The following is a 14802-nucleotide window of genomic DNA, read 5'->3' as shown; positions in this document are numbered from 1 at the left end:
TAAAAAGCTGGTTAATTCGCTTAGTTGACAAAACTCCAGAATATACCGAGCCTGATCTGCAGACCTGGATATGGATAATTTGGAGCAGCGAGATTATGATTGGTGAATCCAAAACTGCCATCAATAATCCTTGCCGTGTTGAGATTTTCCGCCCTCAAATAAGCGGCAAATCCACGGATCCTGAAATTCAGATAGGCTGCCACATCGGGAAGTTCGAGCCTGATCTCTTCTTCATCCTGGTAAAAGAACTGGCTTTGCAAAGGTGAGTATCCAGCGGCTTTATAGGCAGTATGGTAACGGGCTTCTATACCCGTTGACAATAACAGGTTTTTGAAACCAAGACTGCTGGTAAAACCAAACTGGTGGAATGTAAATAATAGTGGCAGGTTAACGGGGCCATCTCCTATTCTCTGGTTCAATTGTACCCTTGCCAACCAGTGCAGTGTTTTGCTCAGCCGGAAGGTTTTTTCGGCATCAACCTGAACTACATTGAAAAGACCGGATGCCTGATCGGCTTTATAGAAGTCGCGGAAGAATGTATAGTTACTCACCAGGTAATAGCTTCCTCCAACGCGCCAACGCTTAAGATCATTTTCCAGCGATCCAAATACCCTGGTAGTGTTTTCTTTGTTGAAACCAGGCTGGTTCCCAAAACTGAAACTACTGGCCGTTTCATAGATATAGGATGGAGTCCGGTTTACATTCTGCAATCCCAATTGTGCATAGCCAATGTTTTTACTGATATACCTCTTCAGGCTTCCACTTGCATTAAAATCTCCATTATTCAGTCCGGCAAAATATAGCTTACCATATGCTTCGATATCCCATTTCTTATTCCTCGTTTTATTCCTGTATTCGCCATGCCCGAACAAGTTATAAAAACGTCGTTTACCATCATCAAACTGCCCTGTCAGGTTTTGTACAGATAAACCTGCCTTTAAAAATTGCTGTGGATTCTTTGAATCCGGGAAACTGTAGAGCGAAAAATCATTGATCACTTCAGACCATCTCTCCTCTATGGAAAAATCAGAAGCAGGTGTCACCAGGAAATCATAGCGTGTGGTGTAGAAAGGAGTATCGGGATTGGAATCATAATACCTGAATTTATAGGTGCTATAATTAAGATTATACTCCATCCTGAACTTAGGGTAGAACAACTGAACAACATTTGAATCGGTTACAATGGAATCACGTTTTCCAAGGTCATATTGCTGACGCAGCATCATACTGGTACTGCGTTGCTTATTACCGGTGTTCAGACTGCTGTTGAGGAAACTTTGGCCCGCCTGCACATAATCGCCGAGGTTAACAGGAATGGTCACACGCTGTTCATATGTTGTCACATTGTCAAGATAGTTCTCATTGTTCTTGATCCCCCCGTTTTCATTAGCCTGCATTGAATTACTCAGCACCATAAAATAAAGGTTATAGCGCCGGTTATTGGAATGATAATCGGTATTGAAGAGGTATCGGTTATGATTGGTATTCTGGTTTTTGAAAAGTCCGGGTGCATTAATTAGTCCATACTGTAAAGCAAAATTCCAGTTGGGCTGAATGTTTTGGGTGTGAAGGAGGTGTATTGATTGTTCAGCGTTACTTCCTAAGAGATAACCCAGTTCTGAATATGGCCTGGTGGTTTGGAAGAAGCGAACATTTTCTGGCTTGTATTTATATATGTCGAAGGCATGAAAGCCATGGTCCCAGCCGCTTTCCATTCTTGGGGCAAATCCATATGGCCTTGCGGCCTGGCCCAGGTTACCCAGGAAGGCATAATCGACGGGGATGGGGAATCGTTTACGGAAGTCCGTTATAGAGGAATCCAGCATATTAAGTCTGGAAGTATCGAGGTAACGGAACCGGATAGTGATGGAGTCTTCAGAACTGTCGCGCCTTTTCAGACTGTCCTGCCCTTGTGAGCCCCCCCTGCCAATACCGCTCATTCCCGGAATCCGGCGCATAGGGTTTTGTGCAGTCAGCTCAAGGGACAGGAACAGCAGCAGCAACAGGTATATATAAACGCTATTTTTCAAGATCAGAGTGCTTTCACCAGTTCTTTAAAGATGGCTGTCAGTTTTGGCTCAGCGGCAGCGGCGGCTTCAAGTACTTCCTGGTGTGTGATGATGTTTTCTTCTTCCCTGATACCAAGGTCTGTGATCACGCTGATGGCGAATACGTTAACACCCATATGCCTGGCAACGATCACTTCCTGTACAGTACTCATTCCAACCGCATCGGCTCCCAGCACCTGTAACATTTTGTATTCAGCCCTTGTTTCAAAAGTAGGTCCGGTTACGCCAGCATAAACACCTTTATGCACAGGTATCTTTAGCTCTTTTGCAATGGATCTTGCTTTTTTGATCAGGTCTTTATTGTAGGGTTCGCTCATGTCGGGAAAACGCGGACCAAGTGCGTCTTCATTTTTACCAATAAGCGGATTTACGGTGAAGAGGCTGATCTGGTCACGAATAATCATGAGGTCGCCCACTTTGAAATCACCATTCATACCACCGGCGGCATTACTGATGAGTAGTGTACTGACACCTAATAATTTCATTACCCGGATGGGGTAAGCAACATCACTGGCGGAGTAGCCTTCATAAAAATGAAACCTGCCGGCCATGGCCACAACTTTTTTACCTGAGAGTTCACCAAAAAGTAGCCGGCCCCTGTGACCTTCAACGGTAGATACAGGAAAATGAGGCAGGTCTTTGTAGGGAATCTCTGCTTCTACTTTCATTTCTGCCACCAGGTTTCCCAGCCCGCTTCCCAGCACAATTCCTACCACGGGTGCGTGGTCATAACGGGAGCGTATATATTGGACCGTCTCATCCAGTCTGTTCATCATAGCTGTCATTTAAAGATTTAGCCGCCTAAAGGCAGGCGCAAATATAAGGATTGAACCTGCCCTTTCCCGCCAATTCTGGTCATTTTACTGCCATGGCACCATACTTGACTATATAGCCTTCCACTTACGCCATTGCAAATACGCAACCGGAAGTGTTATTTTGTCATATCAACAGACGATTATGTACCAATCGACATTTTATTTGAAGCCGGAAGACGAAATGGATTTTATTCCCATCATTCCCCTGAATGAACACGATACAGACGATAGCCAGGATCTTGTAGTACCGGAGGATCTGCCCATATTACCTCTGCGCAACACTGTTCTGTTCCCAGGTGTTGTTTTACCAATTACGGTTGGCCGCGATAAAAGTATAAAGGCTGTTAATGAAGCATACAAAGCTGATAAACTGGTAGGTGTGCTGGCACAGAAAGACAGTAATATTGAAGATCCTACAACTGTAGATCTTGAATCAACCGGTACCGTTGCAAAAATTGTTAAGCTTATCAAAATGCCTGATGGTGGCACTACTGTTATCATCCAGGGTAAGAGAAGGTTTCAGCTAAGGGAGTTCACTTCCAATGATCCTTTTTTCCGCGCAAGAGTTGAATTACTGGAAGAGCCGGCACCACCGGAAGATGAGGATTTTGCTGCCTATATTTCAAATATAAAAGATCTGGCAACACAGATCATACAACTGTCTCCTAACATGCCATCAGAGGCGGGTATCATTTTGAAGAATATTGAGCATCCCTCCTTCCTGATACATTTCGTTAGCAGTAATCTCAATACAGAGCTGGGAGAAAAGCAACTCATCCTCCAGACCAATGATATCCGTGAGAGAGCAGAACTGCTGATGAAACTTTTACAACGTGAGCTCCAGTTTGCAGAGTTAAAAAACAAACTGACCAACAAAACAAAAACAGAGCTGGATAAACAGCAGCGGGAGTATTTTCTTCAGCAGCAGATGAAGAGTATCAAGGAAGAATTAGGAGGTGATACCAATGAACTGGAGATAAAGGAGATGAAGAAAAAAGCAGAGCAGAAAAAATGGAGTGCTGCAGCAAAGGATATGTTCCAGAAAGGAATAGAGAAACTGGAGCGGATGCACCCTTCTACGCCAGATTATTCTGTTGTTTACAACCATTTGGATCTAATGCTTGACCTTCCCTGGGGCGATTACACGGAAGACTCGTATGACCTGGTTCATGCAAAGGAAGTTCTGGATCATGACCATTATGGAATGGATAAGATCAAGGAAAGAATTCTTGAATATATAGCTGTCCTGAAACTTAAGGGCGACATGAAAAGTCCGATTCTTTGCTTTGTGGGACCTCCGGGTATAGGCAAGACTTCATTGGGTCGCAGTATTGCCAGTGCCATTGGCCGAAAATATGTGCGTCTGAGTTTGGGAGGGTTACACGATGAAAGTGAGATCAGGGGCCACCGTAAAACTTATATCGGCGCAATGCCGGGTAGAATATTGCAGCAGATCCGGAAGACCAAAACGTCCAATCCTGTTATGATACTGGATGAGATCGATAAAGTGGGTGCCGACCAGCGTGGAGATCCCTCCTCTGCTTTACTGGAGGTGCTGGATCCTGAACAGAATAACAGCTTTTACGACAATTACCTTGAGCTGGAGTATGACCTCAGCAAGGTATTGTTCATAGCCACCGCAAATAATGTTGGCAATATACAGCCAGCCCTTCGCGACCGCCTGGAGATCATTGACCTTAGCGGTTATGCGGTTGAGGAGAAAGTAGAAATAGCCCGCAGACACCTGGTTCCAAAACAAAAGGAAGCACACGGCCTCTCAAAGATCAACTTCCGGATATCTGATAAAGTGCTGGAGAAGATCATTGAAGATTATACAAGGGAAAGTGGGGTAAGGGAACTTGACCGCCAGTTAGCTTCAATAATGCGTGCCATGGCCAAGGAATATGCCACAAACGGAAAGGTTAAAGCTGCTCTGAATATTCATGATGTAGAGAAGATCCTTGGCAGGAGCAGGTATAGCAATGAGATCTATAAAACCGCGAATATGGCGGGGGTTGCGGTTGGTTTGGCCTGGACCTATGTTGGCGGGGATATACTATTTATTGAGACCACCTTATCGGATGGCAAGGGTGAATTAAGGCTTACAGGAAACCTTGGCAATGTGATGAAGGAAAGTGCCAGTACCGCCCTCACCTATCTGCAGGCAAATGCCCGTAAGATGGGCATTGATCCGGAAATGTTCCAGAAAAAGAATATACATATCCATGTACCTGAAGGTGCTGTTCCAAAGGATGGTCCAAGTGCCGGTGTAACCATGCTGTCGGCCCTCGCCTCAGCATTTACCGGGCGTAAGGTAAAACCATATCTTGCCATGACCGGTGAAATTACCCTTCGCGGGCAGGTTCTGCCAGTGGGTGGAATAAAAGAAAAAGTGCTGGCGGCGAAAAGAGCCGGGTTGAAGGAAATCGTTCTCTGCTGGCAAAATGAAAAAGATGTTGAGGAGATAGATGCCAGTTTCATCAAGGGAATAAAGTTCCATTATGTAAAGACCATGCAGCAGGTTCTGGAACTTGCACTGGTTCCATAAAAATGTTAGGTTTTAACATTAAATATTTTAAACAAACCAACAATTATTTTGTAATAAAATATGAATTGAATTTTTTCATGTTGGTTGTTTTAAGGGTTAATAGATCCCCCATCTCAATGGGGGATTTTTCTTTACTTTTCCGCTTCAAACGGCGAACCTTATGAGGCCAGGGCTAATAATAACCCTTCTGATTATTTCCATATATCTGCAGGCCCAGTCGGCCGGGGGTGATGCTGTTTATAATTTTCTCCGCATTCCGGCGGGTGCATTAAACACGGCCCTTGGCGGAGAGCAGGTTAGTGTGATCAGTAATGAAATTTCCACTGGTTTGCAGAACCCGGCTTTGCTGAGAACAGGGATGCACCAGCAACTTTCGGCCAATTTCTCCAGTATTGGCCCCGGCATACGTAACCTTGTTCTGACAGGTGGTTTTCATCAGGAAAAACTGGCCACAAATATTGGTGGGGGTATTCAGTACTTTAGTTATGGTGATCTTGTATCCACTGATGCAGGAGGCAATGAAACGGGAAGTTTCAGGGCCAGGGATTTTGTTGCAACAGTTTATGGTTCCAGGCAATATGCCAGCCGATGGTTTTATGGGGCCGGTATCAAGTATATAGGATCTAATTATGGACAGTATCGCTCTTCTGCTATAGCAATGGATATAGGTGTGAATTATTTTGATAGCAGCCGCCAGTTACAGTTTGGACTGGTTATGAAAAATATGGGTATTCAATTACGATCCTATACCGGTGAAGGCAAGGATAATCTTCCTTTTGACCTGCAATTGGGATTTACCAGGCGACTTGCCAAAGCGCCCCTGCAGTTTTCACTAACGGCACGTGAGTTGCACCGCCTTATTTTATTCAAGGCCGACAGTAATGGAACTGTTGACCAGGTATTCCAGCATTTTATATTCGCCACTCAATTTTTTATTGCGGACAAAATAGAACTCACCGCCGCCTATAACCATTTACGACGCCAGGAGCTGCGGATTGCGAATAGATCAAATGGACTCACAGGTTTCTCCATGGGCATAGGAGTATTATTACCTCGTATTGCCATTCGATACGCCAGAAGCAATATCAGCAACCAGCAGGCCTGGAATGTTTTTTGTGTTGCACTGAACTTCGCCTCTAACAGCCGATCTCTTCCTTAAATGCCTCCCTGGCTGTTAGTCCCAGCAATTGGAACATCAAATTGTCATCATCGAAAGATGGGTTTGGCGTAGTGAGTAATTTATCACCTGCGAAAATAGAATTGGCTCCTGCCATAAAGCAAAGTGCCTGCTCGGCAATGCTCATCTCATTGCGTCCTGCGCTTAGTCTGACCATGGTTGCGGGCATAAGGATACGGGCAGTTGCAATCATGCGAACCATATCCCATATATCTACTTTCTTATTATGCTGTAAAGGTGTACCGGCTACAGGAACCAATGCATTGATAGGAACCGATTCGGGATGTGAAGGCAGTGTGCTAAGGGTATGCAGCATTCCGATACGGTCTTCATGTGTTTCGCCCAGACCAATTATTCCGCCACTGCATACACTGATGCCTGCTTTGCGAACATTACTCAGCGTGCGAAGGCGATCATCATAAGTGCGTGTTGTGATGATATCACTATAATGTTCTTCGGACGTATCCAGGTTATGGTTGTATGCATAAAGTCCCGCATCATGTAATTTTTTTGCCTGCTCTTCGGTTAACATACCCATGGTGCAACAAACTTCCATGCCCAGTTGGTTTACGCCTTTAACCATTTCGATCACCCTGTCGAAATCACGGTTATCGCGCACCTCTCTCCATGCCGCTCCCATACAAAAACGTGTTGAACCTGCTTCACTGGCTTTCCGGGCATAATCCAATACGTCTTCCGTTTTCATGAGGGCCTGAACATCAACGCCGGTATTGTAGCGGGCAGCCTGCGGACAGTAGGAACAATCCTCAGAACAACCGCCGGTTTTAATAGATAAGAGAGTGCATACCTGTACTTCCGCGGTATCCTGGTATTCACGGTGAAGGGTAGCCGCCTTATAAATAAGTTCCAGCAAAGGTGTATTATAGATGCTGGTGATTTCTTCTTTGGTCCAGTCAGTTCTGATCATCGGTTTCTGATTTATAGATATTGGAGATTGGTCTTGGGACTAAGGGTCAATAAAGTTTCATACATAAGCCTGATGGTCTGTTCAATATCATTCTTATGCAACATTTCAACGGTGGTATGCATATAACGTAAGGGAATGGAAATAAGAACAGAGGGGCAACCGTCATTGGCATAGGCAAATGAATCGGTATCTGTTCCTGTACTCCTGCTCACCGTACGCATCTGCAGGGGGATAGCCGCTTTTTCTGCAACATCCTGTACGAGTGCAAGCAGTTTATTATGTACGGCCGGACCATAAGTTGGAGAAGGGCCTTTCCCGCAAACCACATCACCTTCGATGATCTTACTGATCATAGGCGTTGATGTATCATGGGTTACATCAGTGATGATTGCGATATCCGGTTTTATTCTGCGGGCTATCATTTCTGCTCCGCGCAAACCGATCTCTTCCTGAACGGCATTCACAACATATAATCCGAATGGCAGTTTCTTTTTATTTTCTTTCAGCAACCTTGCTACTTCGGCAATCATGAATCCCCCAATGCGGTTATCAAAAGCCCTTGCTATATAGTAATCGTTAGCCAGCTCATCAAATCCATCCTGGTAGGTAACCACAGCACCCACGTGTATGCCAAGATCTTCCACTTCTTTTTTTGATCTTGCGCCACAATCCAGGAAAAGATTATCCACTTTAGCTACAGGTTCTTTCTGGTCACTGTTAGAAAGGCGGGTATGAATAGCGGGCCATCCAAACACAGCTTTAACAGCACCCTTTTTACCATGAATAAAAACCCGTTGAGATGGGGCAATCTGGTGATCTACTCCCCCATTTCGCTTCAGGTAAAGCAAACCTTCAGGGGTTATATAATTGACGAACCAGCTGATTTCATCGGCATGTGCTTCGATCACAACTTTGAAAGGAGCATCCGGATTAATTACGCCTACAACAGTTCCATATGGATCCACGAAATGTGTATCAACAAATGGTTTGATGTAATTGAGCCAAACCTTCTGCCCACCCGTTTCAAATCCAACTGGTGAAGGCGTATTGAGGTACTCACGTAAAAATTGGTGTGAAGATTCGGTTAGTATGCTGGGAGATTTTTTAACTGCTTTGCTTTTGGCCATATCCTAACTATTTTGCGACCAAAGATAAAGACTAGATGGTTCCGATTCCCACAAGTATTGCCTGTAATAGCATCATTCCATCCACACCCGCCAAATAAACATAGTCGTTGTTTAATTTTTTGGTTTGTGTAATCATAACCCATGTACAGGCTGCCGATAGCAGCATAGCATGAAAAAACACAAATTCACCCTGTCGGATCAATTGCCAGGCTGAAAGCAGCACAAAGGCCAGCAGGGAAATATTAGCGAGCAGGTAGGTCCGGCGAAGTCCGAGTTGAACAGGCAATGTTTTAATATTAGCAGCCCGGTCGGAATTCATATCACGGATATCAAAAAGTAAACAGAGGATAAACATAAAAATAAATCGTCGGCTGAATACCAGCCAGTAACTGGTAGGATCCTGTGCCAACTGGTCAACCGGAAACCATACAGTTACTAAGGTCCACTCCAGCGTAAGGAGAAATATTTTGAGGTAGCCATACTCTTTAAGTCTTCTTTTTCCAAATGGTAATAAGGGAAGAGAATACAGAGATGCAATGAGCGCCAGAACAATCAATACGCCAAAATGCCGGGTTTGCAACCACCATAAGCTGGTTACGATGCATATGGCTCCGGTAACCAATAATGCTTTCTGGGTGGTCCTGTTCCTGATGCTCCACTCATCACGGGCGGAGGTGAAACCTGTTGGTTGCTTGAAAAAATAATGAAGATTGTATTGAACAAGTGTAGCTCCGAAAACCAGGAGGTAAAAAGACCAATGGTTGAGGGGGATGCCGAGTAGCCAGTTGGTTTCCATACAGAGTGCAACTGCGCAAACAGCAATGAATATAGCTCCGAAAAGCAGGAAATCTACCAGCTTTTTCATGCTGCAAATCTACTGTCCCAGCAGTACTATATTACCCGTAATTGCAGTATCGCTGAGGTTTCCGGCCCTGTCCTTAACTGCGAAACGAATGCGGATGGTATCGTTTTTATCAAAGCCTTCCCTGCGTTCATCAATTTCTTTGTAGAAATCACGGTATTCAAGCCTGAACTGTATCTCTCCCGAGCTTTTATCGGGGAACTCAGGGAGGGGTGCATAGCCGTCGAAATATTCACGGGGAACGCCCTGGGAGAGCCTCCTGGTATTTAGCAGTTCAGCTTTATACCATAAAGTAGAATCACCGGCACCGGAAAGGTCACCTTCTTTATCTGTAAACTCAAGGCTTACAGTAAAGCTGCTCTGTACTGCAACCACCTCTGAATGGCTTTTAACTTCCAGGGATGGTTCTGTTTGGAATTTATCTTTGCTGCAGGCGATCAGCGTTACCAGGATCGCGACTATAGGTGCCAGTTTCCTTATCATATACGAGCTATCTTGTGAACGAATTTATCAACAACAAGCTGATTAACCTAACATGCGAAGCGAATTGATTCATAAAATTTTCAACGTAGAGTCGATTGGTATTGAATCGCTTGCATTAGAGGTATTCCAGTATCAATACCATAACAACCCGCTTTACAGGTTGTTCTGTGATCAGTTGGGGCGATATCCCGGGAAGGTTCAAAGCATTGCGGATATCCCCTTTCTGCCAATCAGTTTTTTTAAAACGCATGAAATCAGGACTGGTAATTTTAAGCCGGTCACCTGGTTTGAAAGCAGCGGTACCACCGGATCTGTAAACAGCCGGCATTATATAAAGGGATTGGAGCTTTATGAAGAAAGTTTTAACCGCTGTTTCAGGCAATTTTATGGTGAAGTGACAGACTGGTGTATCCTTGGTTTGCTTCCCTCCTACCTGGAAAGGCAGCATTCAAGCCTGGTGTATATGGTAGACCACCTGATCAAACTCTCTGGTCACAAGTCATCAGGATTTTATCTTTATGATCATGGTTCATTGCATTCAACTCTTGACCAAATGGAAAGGGCATCCCAAAAAACCCTCTTATTCGGGGTAAGTTTTGCTTTGCTTGACTTTGCTGCAGAATATCCTATGGATCTCAGGCATACCACCATCATGGAGACGGGGGGGATGAAGGGCAGAAGGAAGGAATTGACCCGTCAGGAGCTACATGAACAGATTCAGTCCGGATTTCCGGGTTGCCCGATCCATAGTGAATATGGGATGACGGAACTCCTGTCGCAGGCATATGCAGGGGATGACGGGCTGTTTTTTTGTCCCCCCTGGATGAAGATCCTTTTAAGGGAGGAGGATGACCCCCTCCAGCTTCTATCAGGTTTCGGAGATAAAATAAGCGGGGTCATTAATATTATTGACCTGGCCAATATTGATTCCTGCAGTTTTCTTGCCACCGACGACAGGGGCAGAATCCATCCAAATGGGGGATTTGAAGTGCTGGGGCGGATGGATAATTCAGATATCCGTGGCTGCAGCCAACTGGTGCAATAAAAAAAGTTTGTCGCTAAGCAGCATTATAATTACAGAGGTAGTCTATGGTACAGAGGTTTTGTGACCATCTGATTGACCAGATCTTACTGCATTATGCTTACCAACCACCGAACCGGGAGAATTTCTCCCGGTTTTTTTGTTTCAGGAGCTTATTCAATAAAGATCTCATCAGCAAATACCCAGCTTCTTTCCCCCTTTCCTTTATGCCAGGAGGGTAATCGGGGAACAGGCCTTGCAATCAGTTTCATATATTTCAGCAACATTGGTTCAAAACGAAAAATGTATCCCACATTACCTGCTGCAGAATCGGTTTGGGGTTGAGGAGGTTTTATAATACCCAGTCTTTTAAGGTCATTTTCCTTATTTCCGCCCCAGAGTTCTACTGAAGCAGGTGGCATGATATAACTGCGGGTATCAACCAGTGTGCTCACCGTGAAGGAACTGACAAGGGTTGGATTTTTAAAACTTAACCGAAGTTCAAGGGGTTTTGATTTGAAGCCCAGCCATTTGCCCGAACGGAAATTCATATCACCTTTCACTTCGTCAAAAAGTGTTTTCACCCCATTGCCCCTATATAAACTATCTGGCCGGTTAATAAGTACTGTGGCATCAGGGGTAATCCTGGAATGGTAAAAATATCTGAGGTTGGTGGCGCTTGTAGCCCAGCCCTTTTTGTAGGCACGGGTCTTAACCACAAGAGTATTCTGTAATAAGATGCCAGGCTTATAAACTGGTGACAGAATACTATCGGGTTCCGAGCCATCAAGCGTATACCGGATCTCGGCCCCTTTCATAAAATGTTTCAGTTTTAGCGGAACTGCATCTACAATAATTGATTCCTGGTTTTCTATAATGGGAGGATTCAGCGGCATGAGGATAGTATCCCCTTCAAAACCTGTTTCGAATTTCACTCCCGGCATTTGTTTCCGGAGGGCGATCAGATCATCAGGGCTAAGTTTCGTTCCCCAGGTATAGATTTTCTGCAACGAGCTTAATCCCGATAATTTCCTGATTCCTTCACCGGAAACTTTAGTGCCGGCAAGAGAAAGATGGCGCAGGGAGGTTAGTCCATTAAGCGCTGCCATACCGCTATCCGTTACCCCTGTAAATGAAATATTCAGGTTACGTAACGAATTGAAGGATGCAATAAATTGAAGGTCTGGGTCGGTGACGGGCATTTTACTCAGGTTGAGAGAAACGACTTTGTCCTGGATCTGTTTTAATTCCTCCAGTTGGTCAGGCTGATAATTTGCCGAAGTATAGAAATCTATTTGCAGAGCAGGTGATCCTTTGGCGATGGGACTAATAACGCGGTAATGATCATTGAGGTCATTGATCAAATCGGGGGAAGCGGGCTCAAAGGTAAATAGTTCATCACCTCCTTCAGAGAATGATGAGGATGCCAGTATGTATAAACTATCGGATGGATGCAACGCAATCAATCTGCCGGTTGTATCTGCACCGGCTTTTATCCAATGATACAGAATACTCAATTCTTCCGGCGTTAACTGGGGCTTGCCCTTGGGAGGCATATGTTTTTTTTCTTCGAGGGGTAAATGGAGGCGCTGCATCATCAAACCGAATTTTTTTGCAGTTGTATCCCAGAGAATACCATTCTTCCCGCCCCTGAAAAGGGCAGACCTGGTTTCCATTATCAATTCACCTTTTGCTTTGGAGGTGTTGTGGCAGCTAATACATTTCTTTTCAAGGATGGGTTCTATAACATGATCATATACCATTGCCTCCTGAAGAGAAACGGTGATCTCTTCTTCTTTTGTACTGATGGGCGCCAGGAGGAAATCTTCGCCGTGGGTAATTGTAGCACCCTGATGGGCAGTGAGGATCAAAGCTCCGATAGTAAGGGAACACATTACTACAAATAAGCTGCGCGATCGGCGGACAGGATGTTTTACAGCATACCAAAGCAGGGAAAGAATGGAGAGAAAGAATCCACCCCATTTATGCCAGAGAATTGCATCGCCCTCATAACCGGGTTCCAGTGACAGCATTAGTCCCATCAATGCAGCAAGATTTGTAAAGGCAGCTGCAAGCAATAATAAGGTACTGCCTGTTTCATCCTCTGTTTCGGAAAGCTGGAAACGTTTTCTGTAAGCGATCTCCCAAACAACTACCATTAGCAGCAAAACAACCGGAAAATGGAGAACAAGGGGATGCATTCTGCCCACAACCTGCAACCACAATGGCATAACCAGGCGATCTTCCACCAATAGCAGAAAGAACAACAAACAGTTGCCTGCAAAAACGATATTGTAAATTATATTTTTCCAGTATCGCATCAGGCTTTAATAATGTCGTTTACAATTTTACCGGCCACATCTGTAAGCCTGTACCTGCGACCAAGGTGTTTAAAAGTCAGTTGTTCGTGATCCATTCCCATAAGATGTAAAACGGTGGCGTGGAAATCATGCACATGTACGGGATTGCTGGTGATATTATATCCAAAATCATCTGTTTCTCCATACACTCCGGGTTTAATTCCTCCACCAGCCATCCAGATGGTAAAACAGCGAGGGTGATGATCGCGGCCATAGTTATCTTTTGTAAGTGGTCCCTGGCAATAATTGGTGCGTCCAAATTCTCCACCCCAGATGACCAGGGTTTCATCGAGCATTCCTCTTTGTTTAAGGTCTTTTATGAGAGCTGCAGAAGGCTGGTCGGTATCAGCGCACTGACCCTTTATTTCTGCTGGCAGGTTTCCATGTCCATCCCATCCCTGATGATAAAGCTGAACAAAACGAACCCCGTTCTCAGAAAGTTTCCGGGCAAGCAGGCAGTTAGCGGCATAGGTACCTGGCACGAGGCATTCGGGGCCGTATAACTTAATGACAGATTCTGGTTCCTTACTTATGTCGGTGACCTCAGGCACTGCAGTTTGCATGCGATAGGCCATCTCATACTGCTGGATCTTAGCATTGATTTCTGGATCACCGAATTCCCTGAGACCTTCTTCGTTCAATGCCTCCAGTTGGTCGAGCATATGCCGTCGGTCGGCACGGGTCACGGAGGCATGATCATTCAGGTAGAGTACGGGGTTTTCTCCACTGCTGAACTGGACACCCTGGTGAACAGAGTCGAGGAACCCATTGGTCCATAGCTTTGAATATACTCCCTGACCATTTCCTTTTCCTTTTGATAATAATACACAGAAGGCAGGCAGGTTTTTGTTTTCACTACCCAGTCCATAACTAAGCCATGAGCCCATACTGGGACGATTACCCACCTGTGCACCCGTCTGGAAAAAAGTAAGAGCCGGGTCATGGTTAATGGCTTCCGTGTACATACTTTTAATGATACATAGTTCATCTGCAATACCGGCTGTATAGGGAAGCAGTTCGCTTATCCATGCCTTTGATTCACCGTATTGGGCGAAATTGAAAAGTGAACCAGCCAGTGGGAATTTTGTCTGTTCAGCTGTCATTCCGGTGAGCCTTTGCCCCATGCGGATTGATTCAGGAAGATCCTGCCCGAATTTCTCTCTCAGCATAGGTTTATAATCAAATAATTCAAGTTGTGAGGGCGCACCATTCTGAAAGAGGTAAATAATCCTTTTTGCTTTAGGGGCGAAATGTGGCAATTGTTCCAGTATGGCTTCTTCATTGGACTTTCCACTGAAAAGGTCGGGTATCAGTAAAGAACCAAGCGCAGCACTTCCTATCCCCAGGCTTAACCTGGAAAGAAACCGGCGCCGGTTCATCCGGAGTCTGTATTCCAATGCTTGTTTTGCCAT

At 44.9% G+C, this 14802-nt stretch carries 11 protein-coding genes; 3 read left to right on the top strand and 8 right to left on the bottom strand.

Annotated elements, in window-relative coordinates; all coding sequences use genetic code 11:
• Positions 1-20: 20 nt before the first annotated feature.
• On the bottom strand, positions 21-2030 hold the full coding sequence (locus HY58_RS04085; protein ID WP_039128416.1) for a putative porin: 2010 nt from the start codon (positions 2028-2030) through the stop codon (positions 21-23).
• A 2-nt stretch (positions 2031-2032) separates the two neighbouring features.
• Positions 2033-2845: a purine-nucleoside phosphorylase gene (locus tag HY58_RS04080; RefSeq protein WP_039129619.1), complete on the bottom strand. Its 813-nt coding sequence runs from the start codon at positions 2843-2845 to the stop codon at positions 2033-2035.
• A gap of 181 nt (positions 2846-3026) precedes the next feature.
• Between HY58_RS04080 and lon the strand changes: the two genes are divergently transcribed.
• Both lon and porQ read left to right on the top strand, forming a co-directional pair.
• Positions 3027-5432 (top strand): endopeptidase La, encoded by a 2406-nt coding sequence (gene lon / locus HY58_RS04075; RefSeq protein ID WP_039128413.1) that lies wholly within the window; start codon positions 3027-3029, stop codon positions 5430-5432.
• Between the two features lie 160 nt (positions 5433-5592).
• Positions 5593-6591 carry a type IX secretion system protein PorQ gene (gene porQ / locus HY58_RS04070; protein ID WP_039128410.1) on the top strand — a complete coding sequence of 333 codons (999 nt, stop codon included), beginning with the start codon at positions 5593-5595 and terminating at the stop codon, positions 6589-6591.
• Here the strand turns inward: porQ and bioB are convergent.
• The 4 genes from bioB to HY58_RS04050 are packed head-to-tail and all read right to left on the bottom strand — an operon-like array spanning position 6569 to position 10009.
• The gene (gene bioB, locus HY58_RS04065) at positions 6569-7537 is read right to left on the bottom strand and encodes a biotin synthase BioB (protein ID WP_039128407.1); all 969 of its coding nucleotides are present in this window, start codon (positions 7535-7537) and stop codon (positions 6569-6571) included. The genes porQ and bioB overlap by 23 nt on opposite strands.
• A gap of 11 nt (positions 7538-7548) precedes the next feature.
• On the bottom strand, positions 7549-8664 hold the full coding sequence (locus tag HY58_RS04060; RefSeq protein ID WP_039128404.1) for a M42 family metallopeptidase: 1116 nt from the start codon (positions 8662-8664) through the stop codon (positions 7549-7551).
• 31 nt (positions 8665-8695) lie between these two features.
• Positions 8696-9529, bottom strand: coding sequence for a UbiA family prenyltransferase (locus HY58_RS04055; protein ID WP_039128400.1), 834 nt, complete (start codon positions 9527-9529; stop codon positions 8696-8698).
• A 9-nt stretch (positions 9530-9538) separates the two neighbouring features.
• Entirely contained in the window at positions 9539-10009 is a 471-nt protein-coding gene (locus tag HY58_RS04050) for a hypothetical protein (protein WP_039128397.1), read from the bottom strand.
• A 52-nt stretch (positions 10010-10061) separates the two neighbouring features.
• Here HY58_RS04050 and HY58_RS04045 point away from each other — a divergent pair, with 52 nt between their 5' ends.
• Positions 10062-11054, top strand: a complete 993-nt coding sequence (locus HY58_RS04045) for an acyltransferase (protein WP_039128394.1) — start codon at positions 10062-10064, stop codon at positions 11052-11054.
• 149 nt (positions 11055-11203) lie between these two features.
• Here the strand turns inward: HY58_RS04045 and HY58_RS04040 are convergent, their stop codons facing one another.
• Positions 11204-13351 carry an FN3 associated domain-containing protein gene (locus HY58_RS04040; protein ID WP_039128391.1) on the bottom strand — a complete coding sequence of 716 codons (2148 nt, stop codon included), beginning with the start codon at positions 13349-13351 and terminating at the stop codon, positions 11204-11206.
• Complete coding sequence (locus tag HY58_RS04035) at positions 13351-14802, bottom strand: DUF1501 domain-containing protein (protein WP_039129617.1); 1452 nt, start codon at positions 14800-14802, stop codon at positions 13351-13353. The genes HY58_RS04040 and HY58_RS04035 overlap by 1 nt, the downstream gene beginning before the upstream one ends.

The organism is Flavihumibacter sp. ZG627 (assembly GCF_000814325.1).
Lineage (GTDB): Bacteria > Bacteroidota > Bacteroidia > Chitinophagales > Chitinophagaceae > Flavihumibacter.
This window is presented reverse-complemented; position numbering and strand designations above follow the sequence as displayed.